Annotated in this window: 20 protein-coding genes; 9 read left to right on the top strand and 11 right to left on the bottom strand. The window is 53.3% G+C overall.

Features of this window, described 5'->3' with window-relative positions; genetic code table 11:
* Positions 1-86: 86 nt before the first annotated feature.
* Positions 87-1766, top strand: a complete 1680-nt coding sequence (gene ettA, locus GQE98_RS16230) for an energy-dependent translational throttle protein EttA (protein WP_161316749.1) — start codon at positions 87-89, stop codon at positions 1764-1766.
* Between the two features lie 3 nt (positions 1767-1769).
* On the opposite strand, the gene GQE98_RS16225 is transcribed toward ettA, so the two are convergent.
* Complete coding sequence (locus GQE98_RS16225) at positions 1770-2399, bottom strand: glutathione S-transferase family protein (RefSeq protein WP_161316748.1); 630 nt, start codon at positions 2397-2399, stop codon at positions 1770-1772.
* A 530-nt stretch (positions 2400-2929) separates the two neighbouring features.
* On the opposite strand from GQE98_RS16225, the gene rfbC reads away from it, so the two are divergent.
* From rfbC to GQE98_RS16205, 4 genes are read left to right on the top strand one after another with little or no spacing between them, the layout of a single operon-like run.
* Positions 2930-3499 (top strand): dTDP-4-dehydrorhamnose 3,5-epimerase, encoded by a 570-nt coding sequence (rfbC, locus tag GQE98_RS16220; protein ID WP_161316747.1) that lies wholly within the window; start codon positions 2930-2932, stop codon positions 3497-3499.
* The gene (gene rfbB / locus GQE98_RS16215; RefSeq protein WP_161316746.1) at positions 3496-4551 is read left to right on the top strand and encodes a dTDP-glucose 4,6-dehydratase; all 1056 of its coding nucleotides are present in this window, start codon (positions 3496-3498) and stop codon (positions 4549-4551) included. The genes rfbC and rfbB overlap by 4 nt, the downstream gene beginning before the upstream one ends.
* Positions 4548-5399, top strand: a complete 852-nt coding sequence (gene rfbD, locus GQE98_RS16210) for a dTDP-4-dehydrorhamnose reductase (protein ID WP_161316745.1) — start codon at positions 4548-4550, stop codon at positions 5397-5399. Before rfbB ends, rfbD begins: the two co-directional genes overlap by 4 nt.
* A gap of 21 nt (positions 5400-5420) precedes the next feature.
* On the top strand, positions 5421-5855 hold the full coding sequence (locus tag GQE98_RS16205) for an acyl-CoA thioesterase (RefSeq protein WP_161316744.1): 435 nt from the start codon (positions 5421-5423) through the stop codon (positions 5853-5855).
* Positions 5856-5884: 29 nt separating this feature from the next.
* Here the strand turns inward: GQE98_RS16205 and GQE98_RS18025 are convergent, their stop codons facing one another.
* From GQE98_RS18025 to GQE98_RS16185, 4 genes are all read right to left on the bottom strand, one after another.
* The gene (locus tag GQE98_RS18025; RefSeq protein ID WP_202526355.1) at positions 5885-7024 is read right to left on the bottom strand and encodes a hypothetical protein; all 1140 of its coding nucleotides are present in this window, start codon (positions 7022-7024) and stop codon (positions 5885-5887) included.
* A 265-nt stretch (positions 7025-7289) separates the two neighbouring features.
* A complete protein-coding gene (locus GQE98_RS16195) occupies positions 7290-7889 on the bottom strand; it encodes a cadmium resistance transporter (RefSeq protein WP_161316743.1) in 600 nt (199 codons plus the stop codon).
* A gap of 41 nt (positions 7890-7930) precedes the next feature.
* Entirely contained in the window at positions 7931-8917 is a 987-nt protein-coding gene (locus GQE98_RS16190) for a succinylglutamate desuccinylase/aspartoacylase family protein (RefSeq protein ID WP_161316742.1), read from the bottom strand.
* A 145-nt stretch (positions 8918-9062) separates the two neighbouring features.
* Positions 9063-9521, bottom strand: coding sequence for an Hsp20 family protein (locus GQE98_RS16185; protein WP_161316741.1), 459 nt, complete (start codon positions 9519-9521; stop codon positions 9063-9065).
* Positions 9522-9737: 216 nt separating this feature from the next.
* On the opposite strand from GQE98_RS16185, the gene GQE98_RS16180 reads away from it, so the two are divergent.
* Positions 9738-10166, top strand: coding sequence for a DUF1465 family protein (locus tag GQE98_RS16180; RefSeq protein WP_161316740.1), 429 nt, complete (start codon positions 9738-9740; stop codon positions 10164-10166).
* Positions 10167-10271: 105 nt separating this feature from the next.
* Here GQE98_RS16180 and rpmE read toward each other — a convergent pair whose 3' ends face one another.
* Positions 10272-10499 (bottom strand): 50S ribosomal protein L31, encoded by a 228-nt coding sequence (gene rpmE, locus GQE98_RS16175; protein ID WP_161316739.1) that lies wholly within the window; start codon positions 10497-10499, stop codon positions 10272-10274.
* A gap of 171 nt (positions 10500-10670) precedes the next feature.
* Here rpmE and GQE98_RS16170 point away from each other — a divergent pair, with 171 nt between their 5' ends.
* Positions 10671-12479 carry an ABC transporter transmembrane domain-containing protein gene (locus tag GQE98_RS16170; protein WP_202526354.1) on the top strand — a complete coding sequence of 603 codons (1809 nt, stop codon included), beginning with the start codon at positions 10671-10673 and terminating at the stop codon, positions 12477-12479.
* Here GQE98_RS16170 and GQE98_RS16165 read toward each other — a convergent pair.
* From GQE98_RS16165 to GQE98_RS16145, 5 genes are read right to left on the bottom strand one after another with little or no spacing between them, the layout of a single operon-like run.
* Positions 12468-13529, bottom strand: a complete 1062-nt coding sequence (locus GQE98_RS16165; RefSeq protein WP_161316738.1) for a glycosyltransferase — start codon at positions 13527-13529, stop codon at positions 12468-12470. The two genes, GQE98_RS16170 and GQE98_RS16165, sit on opposite strands and share 12 nt — an antisense overlap.
* Positions 13526-14461 carry a glycosyltransferase family 9 protein gene (locus GQE98_RS16160; protein WP_161316737.1) on the bottom strand — a complete coding sequence of 312 codons (936 nt, stop codon included), beginning with the start codon at positions 14459-14461 and terminating at the stop codon, positions 13526-13528. The genes GQE98_RS16165 and GQE98_RS16160 overlap by 4 nt, the downstream gene beginning before the upstream one ends.
* Positions 14462-15823, bottom strand: a complete 1362-nt coding sequence (locus tag GQE98_RS16155; RefSeq protein WP_161316736.1) for a peptidoglycan -binding protein — start codon at positions 15821-15823, stop codon at positions 14462-14464.
* Positions 15824-15855: 32 nt separating this feature from the next.
* On the bottom strand, positions 15856-17055 hold the full coding sequence (locus tag GQE98_RS16150) for a flagellar motor protein MotA (protein ID WP_161316735.1): 1200 nt from the start codon (positions 17053-17055) through the stop codon (positions 15856-15858).
* A gap of 2 nt (positions 17056-17057) precedes the next feature.
* Positions 17058-18056, bottom strand: coding sequence for an OmpA family protein (locus GQE98_RS16145; RefSeq protein ID WP_161316734.1), 999 nt, complete (start codon positions 18054-18056; stop codon positions 17058-17060).
* A 292-nt stretch (positions 18057-18348) separates the two neighbouring features.
* Between GQE98_RS16145 and GQE98_RS16140 the strand changes: the two genes are divergently transcribed.
* Both GQE98_RS16140 and GQE98_RS16135 read left to right on the top strand, forming a co-directional pair.
* Positions 18349-18561: a hypothetical protein gene (locus GQE98_RS16140; protein WP_161316733.1), complete on the top strand. Its 213-nt coding sequence runs from the start codon at positions 18349-18351 to the stop codon at positions 18559-18561.
* An 8-nt stretch (positions 18562-18569) separates the two neighbouring features.
* Positions 18570-18893, top strand: a complete 324-nt coding sequence (locus GQE98_RS16135; protein WP_202526353.1) for a YbjQ family protein — start codon at positions 18570-18572, stop codon at positions 18891-18893.
* Positions 18894-18904 lie beyond the last annotated feature (11 nt).

The following is an 18904-nucleotide window of genomic DNA, read 5'->3' as shown; positions in this document are numbered from 1 at the left end:
TCTTCCATCACAGCAATTGCTTAAATCGTGCGTCTTCGCTAAAAGGGGCGCAGCGAATTAATTGTGGATCAGGAGCGGAAATCCCCATGGCGTCTTACCAGTATATTTATGTGATGAGCGGTCTGTCGAAGACCTACCCGGGTGGCAAGCAGGTTCTTAAAGACATCCGGCTTTCCTTCTTTCCGGGCGCGAAGATCGGTGTGCTGGGTCTGAACGGCTCGGGTAAGTCGACGCTCTTGAAAATCATGGCCGGGATCGAGACGGAATTCACCGGGGAGGCCTGGGCCGCCGATGGCGTAAAGGTCGGCTATCTCGCGCAGGAGCCGGAGCTGGACCCGGCAAAGGACGTGCTCGGCAATGTCATGGATGGGGTGGCCGAGAAGAAGGCGCTCCTCGATAAATTTAACGAGATTTCCGCCCGTTTCGCGGAGGACCTCACCGATGATGAGATGAATGACCTGATCGCGGAGCAGGGCGAGCTGCAGGAGCAGATCGACGCGCAGAACCTCTGGGATCTCGACCGGGAGGTGGAGATTGCCATGGACGCGCTGCGTTGTCCGCGAGGCGACGCCGATGTTACCAAGCTCTCGGGCGGGGAGCGCCGCCGTGTTGCGCTGTGCCGTTTGCTGTTGTCGCAGCCGGATATGCTGCTGCTCGACGAGCCGACCAACCATCTCGATGCCGAGAGTGTCGCCTGGCTGGAGCGCTTCCTGCATGACTATTCCGGTACTGTTGTTGCCGTGACCCATGATCGTTACTTCCTCGACAACGTGGCGGGCTGGATATTAGAGCTTGACCGTGGCCACGGTATCCCGTGGGAAGGCAACTATTCAAGCTGGCTGGAGCAGAAAGAAAAACGCCTCGCGCAGGAAGGCAAGGCCGAGGATGCGCGGCGGAAAACGCTGGATCGGGAGCTGGAATGGATCCGGCAGGGGCCGAAAGGCCGCCAGACCAAATCCAAGGCCCGTATCAGTGCCTATGAGGATTTGCTGGCCGAGCAGAATTCCAAGCAGGCCGATGCGATGCAGATTTATATCCCGGCGGGTCAGCGTCTTGGCGACCTGGTGGTAGAGGCGGAGAATGTCTCCAAGGCGTTCGGTGAGAAACTGCTGATCGACGGCCTGGACTTTAAGCTCCCGGCCGGGGCGATTGTCGGTGTAATCGGGCCCAACGGCGCCGGTAAAACGACCCTTTTCAAACTACTGACAGGCCAGGAAAAGCCGGATACCGGCAGTTTCAAGGTCGGCCCGACGGTACAGCTCGGCTATGTCGATCAGGACCGTGACACGCTAGACCCGACCAAGAATGTGTGGGAGGAAATCTCCGAGGGGAACGAGATAATTTACCTCGGTAAGAAGGAAATTAACAGCCGCGCCTATGTGTCAGGCTTCAACTTCAAGGGCTCGGACCAGCAGAAGAAGGTCGGCCAGCTTTCAGGCGGGGAGCGCAACCGCGTCAACCTCGCGAAGATGCTGAAATCCGGCTCGAACTTCCTGTTGCTCGACGAGCCGACCAACGACCTAGATGTGGATACGCTCCGCGCGCTGGAGGAGGCGCTCCTCCAGTTTGCCGGTTGCGCCGTGGTCATCAGCCATGATCGCTGGTTCCTCGACCGGATCGCCACCCATATCCTTGCCTATGAGGGCGACAGCCATGTGGAATGGTTCGAGGGCAACTTCGAAGCCTATGAGGAAGACAAGCGCAAACGCCTCGGCAAGGAAGCGACCGAACCACACCGCATTAAATACAAGCCTATAAGCCGCTAGAGGTTATTTAGCGGCATGTTCGGCCACGACCCGCGCAACGGCGGGGCGGGCCAGCATGGCCTTGCGATGGGCCAGAAGTTTAGGGAAGTCCGCAGGGTCAACGCCGTCGCCTTCCATCCATTGGGTAATGGTGAATAGGTAGGGGTCTGCGATGCTGTAATCCGGACCCATCACCCAGGGCCCTTCGAACATCTCATCCTCGATCATTTGAAAGCATTCTTCCATATTGCTTTTGACCTTGATCTCCATTGCCTTGATCGCGGCTGTGTTCTGCTCATCCACCCAGCGCCGTCCACGCTTGCGGTGGGCATGATTGACATGCAGGGTGGAGCAGAGATAGTTATTGAAGGACTGGAGCTGCGCTAGATCGTAAGGGTCTTCTGGCGGCGGAAAGGCGGAGGCGCCATAAACTTGCGCGATATAGAGCAGGATTGCCGGAGTTTCCGTCAGGATGCCACGATCCGTCACCAATGAGGGTACGCGACCTTTGGGGTTGATCGCCAGATATTCAGGCTTGGTGTGCTCCATTATCGCAGGATTTAACTTTTTAGCCTCGTAGTCTGCCCCGCTTTCCTCAAGTGCAATGTGAGATGCGAGCGCGATGGTTCCGGGATTATAGTATAGTTTCAGCATTTCCTGTCCTTGTGTTTTATTTTCGATCACAATAGCCGTAAATTCCGCGGAAGGGGATTATTTAATTTGTGATGTTGACGATGGTATTTAATGGATGAAGAAACGGAAGGGATATATGGACTGATTGTCGTTCCTCTCTTACCAGAGGCAGAATGAAAGCATGTTTCGCGTGACGCCCGGCAAGTATGATCCGCCAGATTTGGGCGACCTTTCGCTCAAAAAGAAGATAGGCTCATGTTGACGTTTTACATGGCCAAAGAACAAAAAAATACCATAAAGAATAGTAAATATAGGATTCAGAAATTCAAGGGGTGCACCCTTGCGAAGAGTTGTGCAAACATGGCGTCATTTGTGGCAATAACAGTGGGGACGATCTTTAGATAGCGGATCAATTACATGTTTAATGAAAGAAGTTGTGGAACGCGTCGTTTTTTACGGTTAGCTATCTTAATTGTTTACTTTATAACAAGAAGCAGGGAAGACAGTATGCCGGGTTTTCCGGAAGGTATTGTTTGAGGACTTGACGAAGCATGCAGATTGAAGAGACGGATATTGCAGATGTAAAAATTCTTTATCCGAAGAAATTCGGGGATGATAGAGGATTTTTTTCCGAAGTCTGGAACGCACAAACCATGAAGGACGCGGGGTTAGACCTGAACTTCGTGCAGGATAATCACGCCTATAACGCTGAGGCTGGAGTTGTGCGGGGGTTGCATTATCAACTGGACCCGAAGGCACAAGGCAAGCTGGTGCGGGTTCTGCGCGGCGCTGTTATCGATGTTGCGGTAGATATACGGGTGGGCTCCCCAACCTTTGGGCAGCATGTGGCGGTGGAGTTGTCTGCTGACAACTGGCGTCAGCTCTGGGTGCCGGCCGGCTTTGCCCACGGCTATTGCACGTTGAAACCTGATACGGAAATTGTCTACAAGGTGACAGATTACTACAGCCCGGAGCATGACTGCGGCATTTTCTGGAATGATCCAGATTTGAATATTAATTGGTCCGTATCGGCGGAAAAGGCGATTCTTTCAGAAAAAGATAAGATTTTGCCTCTATTAAAAGATCAGACAAGATTATTTGAATTCAAGGAAACCAGATGACTGTTTTTGTCACAGGAGGAGCGGGCTTTATCGGATCCGCCCTTGCCCGCGACCTGATTGATCAAGGCAAAGAAGATGTTCTGATTATCGATAAGCTGACCTATGCCGGATCGCTTGAAAGCCTGAAACCCGTCAGCAACAGCCCGCACTATCACTTTTCGCAAACTGACATCTGCGACCGTGATGGAATCGGTGCACTGTTCACCAAATACAAGCCCAGCGCAGTCTATCATCTGGCGGCGGAATCCCATGTCGACCGGTCGATCGATGGTCCGGCGGATTTCGTCCAGACAAACCTCGTCGGTACCTTCACCATGCTGGACGCTGCCTACCACTATTGGCGCGCCCTGGAAGGAGCAGCAAAGGACAGTTTTCGTTTCCTGCATGTTTCGACGGATGAAGTCTATGGCGAACTCGGCCCGGAAGGCTTGTTTTCGGAAACCAGTTCCTATGATCCCAACTCACCTTATTCAGCGAGCAAGGCCGGGTCCGATCATCTGGCGCGGGCCTGGCACCGCACCTATGGCCTGCCAGTTCTGGTAACCAATTGCTCCAACAACTACGGACCGTATCAGTTCCCCGAAAAACTCCTGCCGGTGATTATCCTGAACTGCCTGAAAAGCAAGGAACTGCCGGTTTACGGCAAGGGGGAGAACATCCGTGACTGGCTCTATGTGGAGGATCATGCCGCCGCCCTGCAGCAGGTGGTGGCCTCCGGTGAAATCGGAGAGACCTACATGATTGGCGGCCGGGCCGAACGGACAAATATCGATATGGTCCTCAGCATCTGCAGGATCATGGACAAGAAATTCCCGGAAAAAGCGCCACATGAGGAATTGATCCGCTATGTCACAGATCGGCCGGGGCATGACGCACGCTATGCGGTGGACTGTTCGAAGATAGAGGCGGAGCTTGGCTGGTCCCAGTCATTGGATCTGGAAACCGGCCTTGAAAAAACCGTGGACTGGTATCTCGAAAATCTCGATTGGGTGAAGGCTGTTGCCGCAGATTATACACAGGAACGCCTTGGCCTCGGAACAACAGGCCAATGAAGGTACTGGTCACCGGGGCTGGCGGCCAGGTAGGGCAGGCGCTGCAGAAACTTGCGCCGACTCATAAGGTCGACGTCATTGCGCTCGACCGTGAGGCCCTCGACATTACGGACCTGTCCGCCGTTCAGGCACGAGTTGGTGAAATCTCTCCGGATATAGTGATCAACGCTGCCGCCTATACGGCTGTAGACAAGGCAGAAGAGGAGGTTGAGGCGGCCTTCGCCATCAACGCCCAGGGTACGGAAAATCTGGCCCTTGCCTGTGCGAAAAAGGATATCCCGTTCCTGCATATCTCTACGGATTTCGTATTCGATGGCAGGAAGGACGGCGCCTATCTGGAGGAAGATGCTATCGCGCCGCTCAGTGTCTATGGGAAAAGCAAGGCGGAGGGGGAAGCCCGCACCGCCGCGGTATCACAAAAATACATAATTCTGCGGACAGCGTGGGTGTTTGGCGGCGCACAGAGTTTTGTGAACACCATGCTCCGTTTGGCGGAAAGCCATGACGAACTCAACATTGTTGATGATCAGACCGGCGGACCGACGGCGGCGGATGACATTGCAGATAGCCTGCTCCGTATAGCCAAAACTGTCACGCAGCCTGGATTTGAGGACTGGGGCATTTTCCATTATTGCGGCGCACCCGCCTTGACCTGGCACGGCTTCGCAAAGGCGATATTTGCCCATAGTGAGAAGGTCCCGACATTGAACCCCATTCCGACGGAGGGCTATCCGGTTCCCGCGGAACGACCCAAAAACTCTGTCCTCGATTGCACGAAGATCAAGCAGATTTTCGGCATTGACCAGCCGGACTGGCAAAAGGCATTATCGGCGTTATTGGGAAAATAATTCAGAACAAGGACACCCCCCATGGCCCGGCAGGACTATCGCTTCTTTCACCCTTTTCGTGTGCGCTACTCCGAGATAGACGCGCAGAGCGTTGTTTTCAATGCTCATTACCTGACCTATTTTGATACGGCAATTACGGAATTTTTCCGCCATCTGGGTTATGATCATCAGGGCTATGTGAAACGGACCGGGAAGGATTTCCACCTCGTGAAATCGCTGGTCCTGTATGAAAAGCCGATCCTGTTCGACGCTGAGATTGAGGTCGGTGTCCGGATTGAGAAAATAGGCCGATCCTCCATCACTTTCGCTCTGGCCATTTTTGCAAAAGGCGAGGAAACCCGTTATTGCACAGGGGAGATCGTCTGGGTCAACACCGACCAGACCACCCATAAACCCGAACCCGTCGATAACGAATTCCTTGAATTGTTCGAAACGTTCGAGACTGTAAAGAAATAGCGCGTTTGCGCAGCCTTATCATTCTTCTGTCAATTTGTTTTCTGCATCCGCATACTGATAACACCGTGGCACTGGCCATAGTGCCCGCCGCCGCTGGGTGACTCCGCCCGGAAAAACTTGTCCGGGCCGTCGAGAACGAAACGCTCGGTCCATCGCCACAGAGTCCCGCCAGCCGGCACGTTTATTTGTAAATCTACATGTCCGGGATTGTTTTCACCATTCAGATGGAGAGCGGTTCGTCCGCTATAGACCGCTTTTGAGATAATTCCCCGATGGAAATCCAGAGGAAAACTCCAATTGACATTTTGAATGCAGGACGCCGACGCCCCGCTGGATGATTTATAATTGGCAAAAACCTGCCAGGTACCTGTTGGATCAAATCCATTGTAGTTTTCACTAACTTGGCCGGAGGCACCTGATATGTCGCCGACTGTATCAGCTTTCTTCATATGGAGTTTCATTATTCCCGGGCAAGCTCCATTTGCACTTGCTTCAAACCATTCCTCGTCGCTGTTTATTTTAAATCTATCCTTCCATTCAAATTCACCTGAATTAAGTGGACCGTTCAGTTTTAAATCGACAAGATCATCATAATTTTCACCGGTTAGATAGAGCGGAAGGTTGCCATCCCAATAAGTATTTGAGAATTTTCCTCGTCTGAAATCGAGGATGAAACTCCACCGGGCGCTTTTCGGGCAGGCACTAATATTATCAGGCCCTCTTTGATATCGAACTATAACCTGCCAGTTACCTGTCGGATCAAAAGTCTTTACCCCGCTTACGCGTCGCTGCGCCAAAAGGTCAAGTCGATCCTGTGCAGGCCCTATAAAGGGGCCGTCGCTGTAGGTGTCCATAAACTCCTGTATTGGCAGAGGGTCATTGCTGTTTTGCACGCGTTTCCAAGCTTCCAACATTGTTTTATCGTCAGACGACAATTTTTCGTTCTTTGTGGTGTTTGCAAGAGTTAATAGCTTCACATTGATTGCCGCTTCAAGATCACGGATCCATTGATTGTAGTTGCGATGGATCCCGTATCCGTTAGCCAGTAAATTGACACTTGAAGCATAGGTGATGGAGTAGCTGATCAATGAATAATCAATTCGAACATCGGCCTGATGATTTCGAATTCTAAGCACGCCTTCGATCTTGCCGGGGCTGGTGTCGGTCATTTTCCAATTCTTGCTGGCACCGGCCTGTTTGATTGCCTTGCCAACCTCTTCAAGTGACGTAAAGGCAAGGCCTTGTGGAATTGGGACATTTTCAGGGTTGTAGACCGGCTGTATCCGTTCCTGGCAGCCGCTGGCGAGGAAGACAACAAAGACGAGAGTTAGAACGCGGAAGCATAGTTTCAATAGACTTATCCCGAAACAACTGAAGGTTAGTCCGTCAAAGTAGCGAATTCCCGTAAAGTGATAAAGTCTTAAGCGTCGATATTTACGTAATATCGGTTGGGGTGTTGGTCAGGATATAGAGGCCAACGCCGATCAGCAGGAAAGGCAGGACTTTTGGAGCGTAGAGTTCCAGCAGTCCGCGGAACCGGGGGTGGCCTGTCGCTTTCTGTGCACCTAGGGTAAGGACCGTTGCCGCCAGAAGGACACTTGTCACCATCCACCCAAGCAAACCGGGACGGGTATCAGAGAGAAGCGGGGCCAGCACCGCGATTGAGTCCCAACTATGAGTGAACATAATGAGCGCGACGGTAAGAAAACTGCCGCTATAATTGGAGGCGATATCAGGTTTTTTTTCCGCCTTGGAGATACCGCGCTTTATCAGTTGCCAAAGCTCATGCAACCCGAGACCCAGTGGAACAAGACCGATATAGGGAATATACTGGGAGGGGAGCTGCTGAACGCCTTGCGCGAATATCAGGCAAACTCCTATCATCACGACAATAGCCAGCAGATATCCCAGCCTTACCTTGGCGGCACCATATTTCGAATGCAGTGACAGGGTGACAAGCAGGAAGAGATTGTCGAGACTGGTCGAGAGAAAGGCCATAAAGCTAACAGTTATGGCAAGGAGAATGTCATCCATTGTCAGCTTTCCGAATTAGCCCTAATTCCGGTTGCTCAGCTTTACTCTTCGCCTTGCCCGATATGGAAAAGGCAATCCCCACGCACGACCCGCGCGGGCTGCCGCTTGGCGAGGATGACTCCGTCCGCCTCGAAAAACAACTCAACTGGTTCCCGACCCGGTGTCTCTGTGCGATGGATGAGCGCCGCCGGCTGTCCTTTCCTGACGTCCTCGCCGGGATCGGCCAGCGGTTCATAGACGCCGGGCTCTGTTGCAAAAATACTGCCTTCCTCGTTGAAGATACGGCCCTTCTTGGGAGGGGATTCCGGCGCCGTGGTTATGACGCCAATTCGATGGAGGGAGCGCAAAAGACCGTCTCCGGCAAGTTTCGGAAGGCCCTTGGAAACTGTTCCGCCGCCCGCCAGTTCCGTCAGAATGCTGCAAACGCCTTTGCGAAACGCTGCCGCAGAGGAAAAACTGCCGGCATCGCTTCGCTGAAAATACAGGGTAAGTGGCAGGCTGAAGGCGTCCGCAATTTCCCGCTTCAGTGATAAGTGAGGATCGTCCTCCGACACGGAAAACAGCAGAGTCGGTGTGTAAAATAGGGAACTGCCGCCGGAATGGAGGTCAAACAGGTAATCCGCGCGCTCGAGCAGGGTATGCTCGATATAATGGGCGATCTGTTGGGTCGGCGTCCCGGTATCGCTGCCGGGAAAGGAGCGGTTAAGGTTCCCTTGGTCGAGCGGGGAGGTGCGCAGGCCCGCTTCGGCAGCCGGGAAATTTGCCATCGGCAGGATAATCAACTGACCACGTATCTGGTCGAGGGGCAGGGTCCTTATAAGGTTGGAGAGGATCACTTGCCCCTCATACTCATCGCCATGGTTTCCCGCCATCAGCAATACTGTTGGCCCGTCACCATTCTTCAGGCTGGCAATCGGGATCGGGATATAACCATAGGCAGATCGGTGAACGGAATGAAGAAGTTGCAGATATCCGTGTTGGATTCCGTCTTTGTCAAAATCTATTTTTGTGGAAATAAGCGAGGACATGAATTGGATACCTACAGTAAAAGAGAACTTTTCCTCATACTATACCCACCCTGTATGGCAGGCGCTATGGATGAATTATCAAACTGTGACAAAGAACAAATAGCCCGCCGATGTGGCGGGCTATTCTAGTTCTCAATATTGGTGATCAGGCAGCTTTATTTTCGATAAGCTTATCCTTGTTCTTGCCCTTGTTGATCTCGATAGCGCGAGGTTTGAGTTCCTCAGGGATTTCCCGAACGAGATCTATATGCAGCAGGCCATTTTCCATCGTCGCGCCAACGACCTTGATCGTTTCGGCAAGCTCGAAATTCTGGACAAAGGAACGGGCTGCAAGGCCGCGATGCAGGTAGTCAACATTTTCTGGCTCATCCGCTGATTTGCCACTGATTTTCAAGGTATTCTGGTTGGTGACCACGTCTAGTTGATCTTCCGTGAAACCAGCCACCGCCATCGTAATGCGGAAATGGTCTGCATCCGTTTTCACGATGTTATAGGGCGGAAAGTTATTGTCGGCAGATGCGCGTTCGAGGCCGCGAAAAAGCTGTTCTATCCGGTCGAAACCTACGGTTGAACGCATCAGGGGTGAAAAATCATAAGTACGCATTGTTATATCCTCCTATGAAGCAATATAGATGCGGATTTCCCCATATTGGGGCAAACCCTTGTTATCAAGCCCTAAATTGGCACCCGACGAACTGTATATGTGGCATTTTTTTATGGATTCAAGAGCCGAAAATATGGAAAATTAACTTCTGGGGACTAGGTTTTCTGGCTCAATCGAATTGAATTTCTTTTAACAGAAGGCAGAAAAGGGCGGCTGATGGGGTTCGGCGACGATGAGGGAACTAAGGTGAGGTCGGAAACCATCTTTTTCACCCGGACATATGATGAGACGCTTGATCTGGTGAAGGAGGCACGCTCCTACCTTGACGGACCGGGGCAGGCGGTCGCGCGGACTATGTCAGCTGAGGCGAGTTTCGGTTATGCAGCAGAAACTTTGCGGCTTACGACGAGACTGACCGAAAGCATGTCCTGGCTATTGTTCCAGCGGGCCTTGCAGGAAGGGGAAATCACGCTGGAGGAATCGCAGGAGGATGAATGCCATCTCCAGCACATGGATGTGTGCCTGGCGGATGAACCGTCTTGCGATTTGAACCTGTTGCCGGAAGAATTGCGGTCTCTATTGGATCGGAGTGAGCGCCTCTATCAAAGGCTTGTCCGGCTGGATGAGCAGGGGAAGCTTGCCTAACAGCGCTCGAATCTCACCGGATGATTCCATTTCCTGACACGGGCAACAAAAAAGGCGCTCAATTTGAGCGCCTGATCCGGGAACCTAAGCAGGCTCGAATTTTTGTTAGCTGGCTTTGATACCGAAGTTCGCAAACCGCTTGTTGAACTTTGCAACCTGACCATCATCACGCAGATGCTGCTGACCGCCAGTCCAGGCCGGATGCGTTTTTACGTCAATGTCCAGCTTCAGAACATCGCCTTCCTTGCCGTAAGTCGAGCGGGTTTCAAAGGTCGATCCATCGGTCATTTCGACGGTGATCATGTGGTAATCGGGATGTATTTCTTTTTTCATGTCGGTTCACCCTTTGGGGGACGCTAAAGTTCGTTCAGCGGGCCTTATATTAAAGCTTAGGCACTATGGCAAGCAAAGATATGTTTTTTAGCATTTTTTCTTGCATTCCTGGCTATGACCGTTACACCCAAGAACTGGAATTTATAATGGATTAATGGCAGGATTTGCTGCGTGACTGAAGTAAATGGAATCGCCCGCGACGAGGACAACAACGAGAAATCCAAACGGGTGGTCACCCGCCTTTCGCAGCTCTGGCGATTCGTTCGGCCCTATCGATTGCAGGTTTTCGGTGCGTTAATCGCCCTGACCGTCGCGGCAGGGACGACACTTTGGATCGGCCAGGCGATCCGCGACCTTCTGGATAAGGGATTTACCGCCGGACCGGAAAGCCTTGATCGTGTGTTTATTGGGCTGATGGGGGTCGTTACCCTTCTTGCTATCGCAACTTTTAGCCGATATTTCCTGGTCTCCTGGATTGGAGAGCGGGTTATTTCCGATATTCGGAAGGCCGTCTTTAACCATGTCCTGACCCTGAACCCGGCCTTTTTCGAGATTACCCGTACCGGGGAAGTCTTGTCGCGACTGACAACCGATACCACCCTGATCCAGACGGTGATTGGGTCCTCCATTTCTGTCGCGCTTCGGAATTTTCTATTGTTTATCGGTGGCCTTGCATTTCTTGTCTACACGAGCCCTGCGCTGTCGAGCATGGTTTTACTCGTGGTTCCGGCTGTCCTTGTCCCAATTATTGTATTTGGCCGGATGGTACGCAAGCTCAGCCGCGCCAACCAGGACAGCATTGCCGCCGTCAGTTCCCGCGCGGATGAGACGTTGCGCGCCATTCAGACATCGCAAGCCTATACCCATGAAGATCATGATCGTGCGCAATTCGGCAAGGATGTTGAGACCAGTTTTCAGATCGCCGTCAAGCGCATTACGGCGCGGGCATGGCTGACGGCGCTTGTCATTCTGCTGATTTTCGGGGCCATTGACTTCGTACTCTGGAGTGGGGCGACGGCTGTGGTTGACGGCACCATGACGGCCGGAACATTAGGCGCCTTCGTGTTTTATGCGGTTGTTGTTGCGGGTTCCATGGGATCGTTAAGTGAAGTCTGGGGCGAATTGCAGCGGGCCGCCGGCGCGTCAGAACGATTACTTGAGCTTCTCGCAGAAGAGCCAACTGTTGAGATTGCAGCAAATCCAGTCCCGATTGCGTCCCGGATTGAGCGTAATATCCATTTCGATAAGGTCACTTTTCATTATCCGTCGCGGCCAAACCAGGCGGCGCTTAATGATTTTTCCTTTGATATCAGTAAGGGCGAGACCGTGGCCCTTGTCGGGCCGAGTGGCGCGGGCAAGACGACTGTTTTTCAACTTCTTCTTCGCTTCTATGATCCGCAATCTGGAAAGATTACCCTTGATGGAACCAACATCGCGGATGTTGACCCGGTTCGCCTGCGCGCGCTGATGGGATTGGTGCCGCAGGATGCGGTGATTTTCGCCGATACCGCAATGGAGAATATCCGTTATGGCCGACCCGACGCGAGCGATGCGGAGGTGCGCGCCGCTGCGGAAGCCGCTGTTGCAACAGAGTTTATCGAAACCATGCCTGACGGGTTCAATACGGAGTTTGGGGAACGGGGAATCAAGCTTTCAGGTGGCCAGAAACAGCGCATAGCCATTGCCCGTGCTATTCTACGGGATCCGGAAGTCCTGTTGCTGGATGAGGCAACTTCGGCGCTGGATGCGGAGAGCGAGAGGCAAGTGCAGGTCGCCCTTGAACATCTGATGGAGAACCGCACGACGCTCGTAATCGCGCACAGGCTTGCTACGGTTCTCAATGCGGACAGGATAATCGTACTGGAAAATGGTCGGATCGTTAATCAGGGAACGCATGAAGAATTGATGGCCGAGGGCGGTCTCTATGCGAAGTTGGCCAAGCTGCAGTTCGACGTGGGTCGGAATGCGTTATCCGCCTAGAATCTCCTCGAGGACGCTTGCAAGCTGGCCATGAATGGTTTGCTGGCTGAAATGTTGCTCATAATAGGCCCGTGCGGCGGCGCCACATGCCACAAGCTCATTCTGGGCTAGTGCATGTCGTTGGACATGATCCGCGAGCGCCCTGGGGTCTCCTGCAGGAATTTCTATTAGCCCTTTGCTTTTCGGTGTGGGATAGGCCGTCGATTCGCGCGTTATCACTGTCCGGCCGCAGGCAAGCGCCTGATAGACTTTGTTGGGGATTACCCGTGCCGCTTTATCACTAGTCCCGAAAACGCCAAGCAGGATTCCTGCCTCTTGTATGCGGGCCGGCAATTTCTCATACGGCAGATAATCCTCAAAAGTGATCGTGGGATAACCGGCCGCTGCCGTCTCGCATGCGGCCTTAAGCGGGCCATCCCCAAGCAAGGTCCAGCGGAGGGGGATGTCACATAGCTTTGCCGCCTCGACAATTATCTCCGGTGCCTGCAGGCCGATGAAACTGCCATAGAAGAGCACTTCCAACGGTTCGTGCGGTGGTTTCTCAGCCGGGGGGGCAGATGTAAACAGGCTTTCTTCCGCGCCGACCGCGATGACGTGGATTTTATCAGGGTCAAGGACGAAGGTATCCGCAAAGAACACCGCATGACCCGCAGTATCGGCGATGATCCTGTCGGCCTTTAAAAAGATGCCACGTTCTTTTTTACGGAGATCTATCGCTTTGCGGCTTTTCTCCGCAAATTTCCGCCGTTCGAACACCTGCTTGTCATAGGCGGAGATCATGGGATCGAAAATGACCGGTAACTCTCGGCGGCGGGCCCACTTCGCTGCGGCGGCCATATCGCGCTGCCTGAAGGCTGGCAGCCAGAGAATATCCGGCTTCTGCACGCCTTTAAGGGTTGCTTCCAGATCGCCGAGGGGGCTGATGCCGGGGCGGAAATCGATAACTCTCCAACCGAGCGCGCTAAAAGCCTGGCGCAGAATGCGGTTGCGGGAATAGTCAGGATCGAAACGGCCCCACCAGAGTACGGTTTTATCCGCGTCGCTGCTCATGCCTCCAGATCCAGCTCGCCGATCACATGACCGAGCGACAGATCGGCAAGATCATCCTCACGCAGGACCCGCACATCGCGGCCACGTGGGCGGGACATATTCGGATCTGACGCGCGGGAAAAGAGGACAACCGTCTTGCAGCCGACGGCAGAGATCAGATGCAGCGGTCCCGTGTCATTGCCGACCGCCAGAACCGCACCCGCGCCAAGTGAGGCAATATCGCCAAAATCTGTCTTGGTGGAAAGATCGATCGCACCGGGGCAGAATTCCATGATTTTGGCGATGGCGTCTGCTTCGGCCTTGCCGCCAATCAGGACAGGCGTGATTCCCTTTTCATCAAGATATTCAGCTAACTCTGCAAAGCGTAACGCAGGCCAGCGTTTTTCCGGTCGATGCGCCGAACCGCCGGGTACCAGAAGGGCGTATTTCACAGGCAGGCCAAATCTTGAAATATCCGTCATGGCCCAGGAAAAATCGACAGGAGGAACTGTATCAATCCCGGCGACTTTCAACTGATCTATATGCCGCTCGATCGTGTGGATCTTGGTGCGAAGTGGACTGTCATGCGGATGGGAACAGCCTTTCGCAATGCCACACCATTCCGGCTTTCGCCGTTTTGGGAAGAAGTTGAAATAGCTATTCGTCCGGGTAGAGGTTTGCAGATCATAGACCCGATCGAACCGTCCGCCACGCAACTTGCGGATCAATGGAATGAGTTTGGACAACTGCCAGATCTTGGGCCGTTCATCGATCCAGATTTCATCGAACAAGCCTGACTTTTCAAGAAAGGCAGCAAAGGGGCGTGTTGTCAGCAAGACGATACGCGCATCCCCGTGATGGGCGCGGATCGCCTGGAATGGCCCCTGCGCGAGGATCACGTCACCAAGCGCACCATGCTTGATGACCAGAATATTCCGGCCCTTGCCTGCCACTTATCGCTCCGTCAGCTTAAGCTCGATCCGGCGGTTGCGAAGATAGCCAATCTCATCGTCGCGGGTGTCGATCGGTTGAAACTCGCCAAAGCCGGTTGGGGCGAGCCGTTTAGGCGGGACGCCCTGACTAATCAGGAATTTCGTCACCGAAAGGGCGCGGGCGACCGATAATTCCCAGTTGGACGGGAAGCGCGCCGTGCTGATGGGCTGGCTGTCCGTATGGCCGTCAACACGCAGGATCCAGTCAATTTCCTTCGGAATATCCTTGGCGATTTCCAGCAGGGTGGCCGCAAATTTCGCCATATCCTGTTTGCCTTCCGGCCCGAGTTCTGCCTGACCTGCATCAAAGAGGACTTCCGACTGGAAGACAAAACGGTCGCCGACAATGCTGATGCCCGGCCGGTTTTTCAGCACCTCCCGCAGTCTCCCGAAAAACTCGGACCGGTATTGCTGCAGTTCCTGTACCTTGGCGGCGAGCGCCTGATTAAGCCGTTTGCCAAGATCGGCGATTTGCGCATTTTGTTCCACATCCTTCGCCTCACTCGCTTCAAGTGCCTGATTAAGTTTGGCGAGTTCATTCCGAAGGGCATTGATCTGGGCATTCAGGGCCGCGACCTGTGAGCGCGCGGCGGCGGAAAGGGCCTCTTCCTCGGTCAGCTTGTCCTGTGTCTGGAGATAGAGGGTCTGTAACTCGGCAAGGCGGATTTCACGTTCCTCGATATCCTTCTGGGCCAGGACAGTGCGTTCCTGTTCATCGGCGATGCTGGCTTCCAGCTCCTTGCTGCGATCACGCAGATTGCCAATTACAGTATCTTTTTCCTCAATCGTTGCGGCGAGTTTGCCGACTTCCTCTTCAAGGCTTTTGCGAGTTTCCTCCAGCGCGACAATATCCCGCTTCAGGCTTTCCAGCTCTGCGAGGCTGGCTTTGAGGCTGTCCTCGCTGACGTTGAGCTTATCCTCCACCGCAGCGGATTTCTCCTTTTCCTCCCGCAGGAGGACCGTTAATCGATCGCGGTCCTCTTCGGCGGAGAGAGCACGGCTGGTCAGGGTATCGAGCTGGATAATAACGTTATCGCGCTCTTCTTCCAGCTTTGTCATATCGATGGTGAGCTGGCTGATCTGGTTTTCCAGATTGGCACTTTCCTGCCGTTCTATCGCTAGAAGATCGGCGAGTTCATTAACCTGCTGGTTTAGTTTTTCAAGGGCAGCATCCCGGCCAGATAGGGCTTGCGAGAGAAAAAACTGCGCCAGTACGAAAACCACCAGCAGGAAGATTATCACCAGCAGGAGCGTCGTCAACGCATCGACAAACCCCGGCCAGATCTCATATGGGGCGCGCAGTCCGCGGCGTCTACGAGCCATAATTTACTCCATCTCGCACGGCGGGCATGATCTCAACCACGGCGGCTTTCTTCTGCGATTGCCGCAATTGTGCGGGTTAGAAGTTTAATATCGCCACGGATTTCCTGAACAACCTGTTCCCGCCCGTCGGCACTTTCTTCCAACATTCGGACCATATGAACATCCAGATTACGAAGATGATTGCGGCTCGCCTGATCAATTCCGGCACTTTCGGCGGACTTGGCCAGCCGTTCCAAAAGGGGTTTCAACTCCGTCTGCCCTTCCGCCAATTTGACAAGCAAATCCTGCTCCGTCCGCATTTGATCGGTAAGGGCAGCCAGACGTTCACTTAGGTTAATGAGGGCGTTTTCCGCCGACCCGCGCTTATCCTCGTTACGGGTGAGGGTACGTTGAAGATTATTCAGGCTTTCCGCCGTTTGTTCGAGCAGGGCCTGAACATAGGCGGGAACACTCTGATCCCCATCTGAGATGACCGAGGAACCAGAGCTGGTAAATCGGGTAATGGACGTCAGCCATTCTTCCAGATCGCCGTAAAAGCGGTTTTGTGCCTGACCAGCCTGCATGTCAAGGAAGCCTAGCACCAACGATCCCGACAGCCCGAAAAGAGAGGAGGAAAAAGCAATGGACATACCTGAAAGAGGCTTTTCCAAGCCGAGCTTTAACTCATCGAAAATCGCAACGAAATCACCGCCACCGCCAACATTGAGCGTGGAAATGGCATTTCCAACAGAAGCCACGGTTTCCAACAAGCCCCAGAACGTGCCGAGCAGCCCGAGGAACACCAGCACGTTAATCAGATAGCGTGAAATATCGCGGCCTTCCTCAAGGCGGGCACTTACACTGTCGAGCAAGGTGTTCATCGTCACGGCGCTTAACCTGATGGGACCGTTGCTATCGCTGAAAATCGTGTAAAGCGGCGCCAGCAGGCGCGGCGGACGTACAGTGGGTTGCGTTGATTCAAGGCGGCGCAGGCTTTGCGTCCAGTTGATTTCACTGGTTAGCATGAACACCTGGCGGAAGATGAACAGGATGCCGAACAACAGGACAAATAAGATCAGGCCATTCAGCAACGGGTTGGCGAGAAAAGCAGTCTTGAGCTGCGGATAGAGAAAGGCGGAGATCGCGACGGCAATTCCGATAAAGATGGTCATCCGGATCAGGTACCGCCGCGGTTTCTTAATGTTAGGCGTACCAGCCAGGCTGGGAGTTTCGACATTGGAAAATGTTGACATGGTCACCTTGTAATCAAGAGGAGATCAACGCGGTCTGACGGCCCGCCGCCTTCTGGCGCGCCAAGCGCCCTTACTTCAATTTGTTTGTTATTTACACCAAGTTCCATCAGCTTCGATCGGACGGCGAGTGCGCGTCCCAGAGAAATTCGGCGTGCTGCACTGACATTGTTTCCCTGGCCATAGGCAAGGAGCTGTACATTTAAACGCGACCCGTCCTTTATTTGGTCAGCGATGGCCTGCAGGGTTGTCTGCGCCTCAGATGGCAAATCGGCCGCGCCCTCGGCAAACAGGATGCGGGTCAGATGATCATTGGTGTCTGTGACAGATTTTGAAGCCGGAAGTCCAGCATCCGGCGCGACGGCGGCAACCTTGATTTCTTTTTCTGCCACGATTTTTTCGTCATTCATCACGGTTTCCGGTGCCATCTCAACCTCGGGAGAGGCAGGCGCCGCTTGCGACGGTTCGGATACAACGGACTTAAGGGGCAGATCCGTTTTTTCCGTTACTTTTTCCGCCGCTTTTTCCGCGACATCTTCCGTCAGGTCCCGGCTGACTTCAGGTGTTGGAATAGGGGCCGTGTCCATTTTGACAACGGGGATCGCAACATCCTCGAACTTTGTTTCCTCGGTAACTTCAGGCCGCTTTGCCGGATTAACAGTCGGCAGGGGGACAGGCGCTACCGCCACGGCAATCGGTTCGGAAAGCGTGAGGGCCGGTTTTACAAGCGGCTTAACCACTTTTTGTGGCAATGTGACAGCAGCTTTTTTCCGCAAGGAAGGCGGGGTCAGGATAATGACAGAGTTGCCATCCACGATCCGGGTTGGTGCATTCAATAGAGGATTTGAGTACTTAAGCGCCTCAAGATTAACTTCAACCGCCGGGCGCGTTGACTTGTCCGTCTGGGCCCAGACATTGCCTGCAACTAAACTACTGGCGGGTACAGAAATCAAAAGAGAGGCGAGTAGGGATACGGAGTATGTTGCCGCCGTTAATCTGGTCATTGGCTTCCTTCCTTTCCCCTTAGCAGTCGGCTGTCATCAAATTCACGCGAATTTTGTGCCCAGCATTTCTATGTGCCAATTGAAATTGTCAACTTTGCGGCAGGCCGCTGAACCGTTTTGCACCATAACTTAGCCAGCGCGCGCCCACAATCCCCTAAGTTACCTCCAAAGCTGCCACCCCCAATAATTTGCGGTTGTTTAGTTTTGTGAAAGGATTGTTTGCTATTTTAGATTTACCTGATTGAGAATCGATTCAATTAAACAGAGATTTCTGAAAGAGGAGCCTGATTTCATGAAACTCGATACAATTGCGCTGATACTGGCCGTCTTCGGCGGCGCGGTTTACTTGCTCTTTTTGATCCTGGCTGGCGTCTTCTCTTCATTTCCATTCGGGGGTATCCTTTTTATCGTGGTGGCGATTTTCATTTACCTGCTGACCCGCGTTATATCCCAACGAAGGAAAAACCCCGAAGATGACTACTATGAAAAAAACATCGATAAATGAGAGTTAGTATGATCGTAACGACCACAGAAAAGATCGACGGCCAGGAAGTTGGCGAAGTGCTCGGTCTGGTGCGGGGTAACGTAATCCGTGCCAAGCATATCGGAACGGATATTATCGCTGCATTGCGAAATCTGGTTGGCGGGGAAGTCACGGAATATACCAAGATGATGGGGGAGGCCCGTGAACAGGCAACGGATCGCATGATCGCCGAGGCTCGGTTAAAAGGGGCGGATGCGGTTGTCGGAATGCGCTTTACGACGTCAATGGTGATGGCGGGTTCTGCTGAAATTCTCGCCTATGGAACGGCGGTGCGGCTGGTTCCAAAGACCTGATCCGCTGCCGC

Source organism: Sneathiella litorea (assembly GCF_009882915.1).
GTDB classification, from domain to species: domain Bacteria; phylum Pseudomonadota; class Alphaproteobacteria; order Sneathiellales; family Sneathiellaceae; genus Sneathiella; species Sneathiella litorea.
Note: the sequence above shows the minus strand (reverse complement) of the source record. Positions and strands in the feature narration are given on the sequence as shown.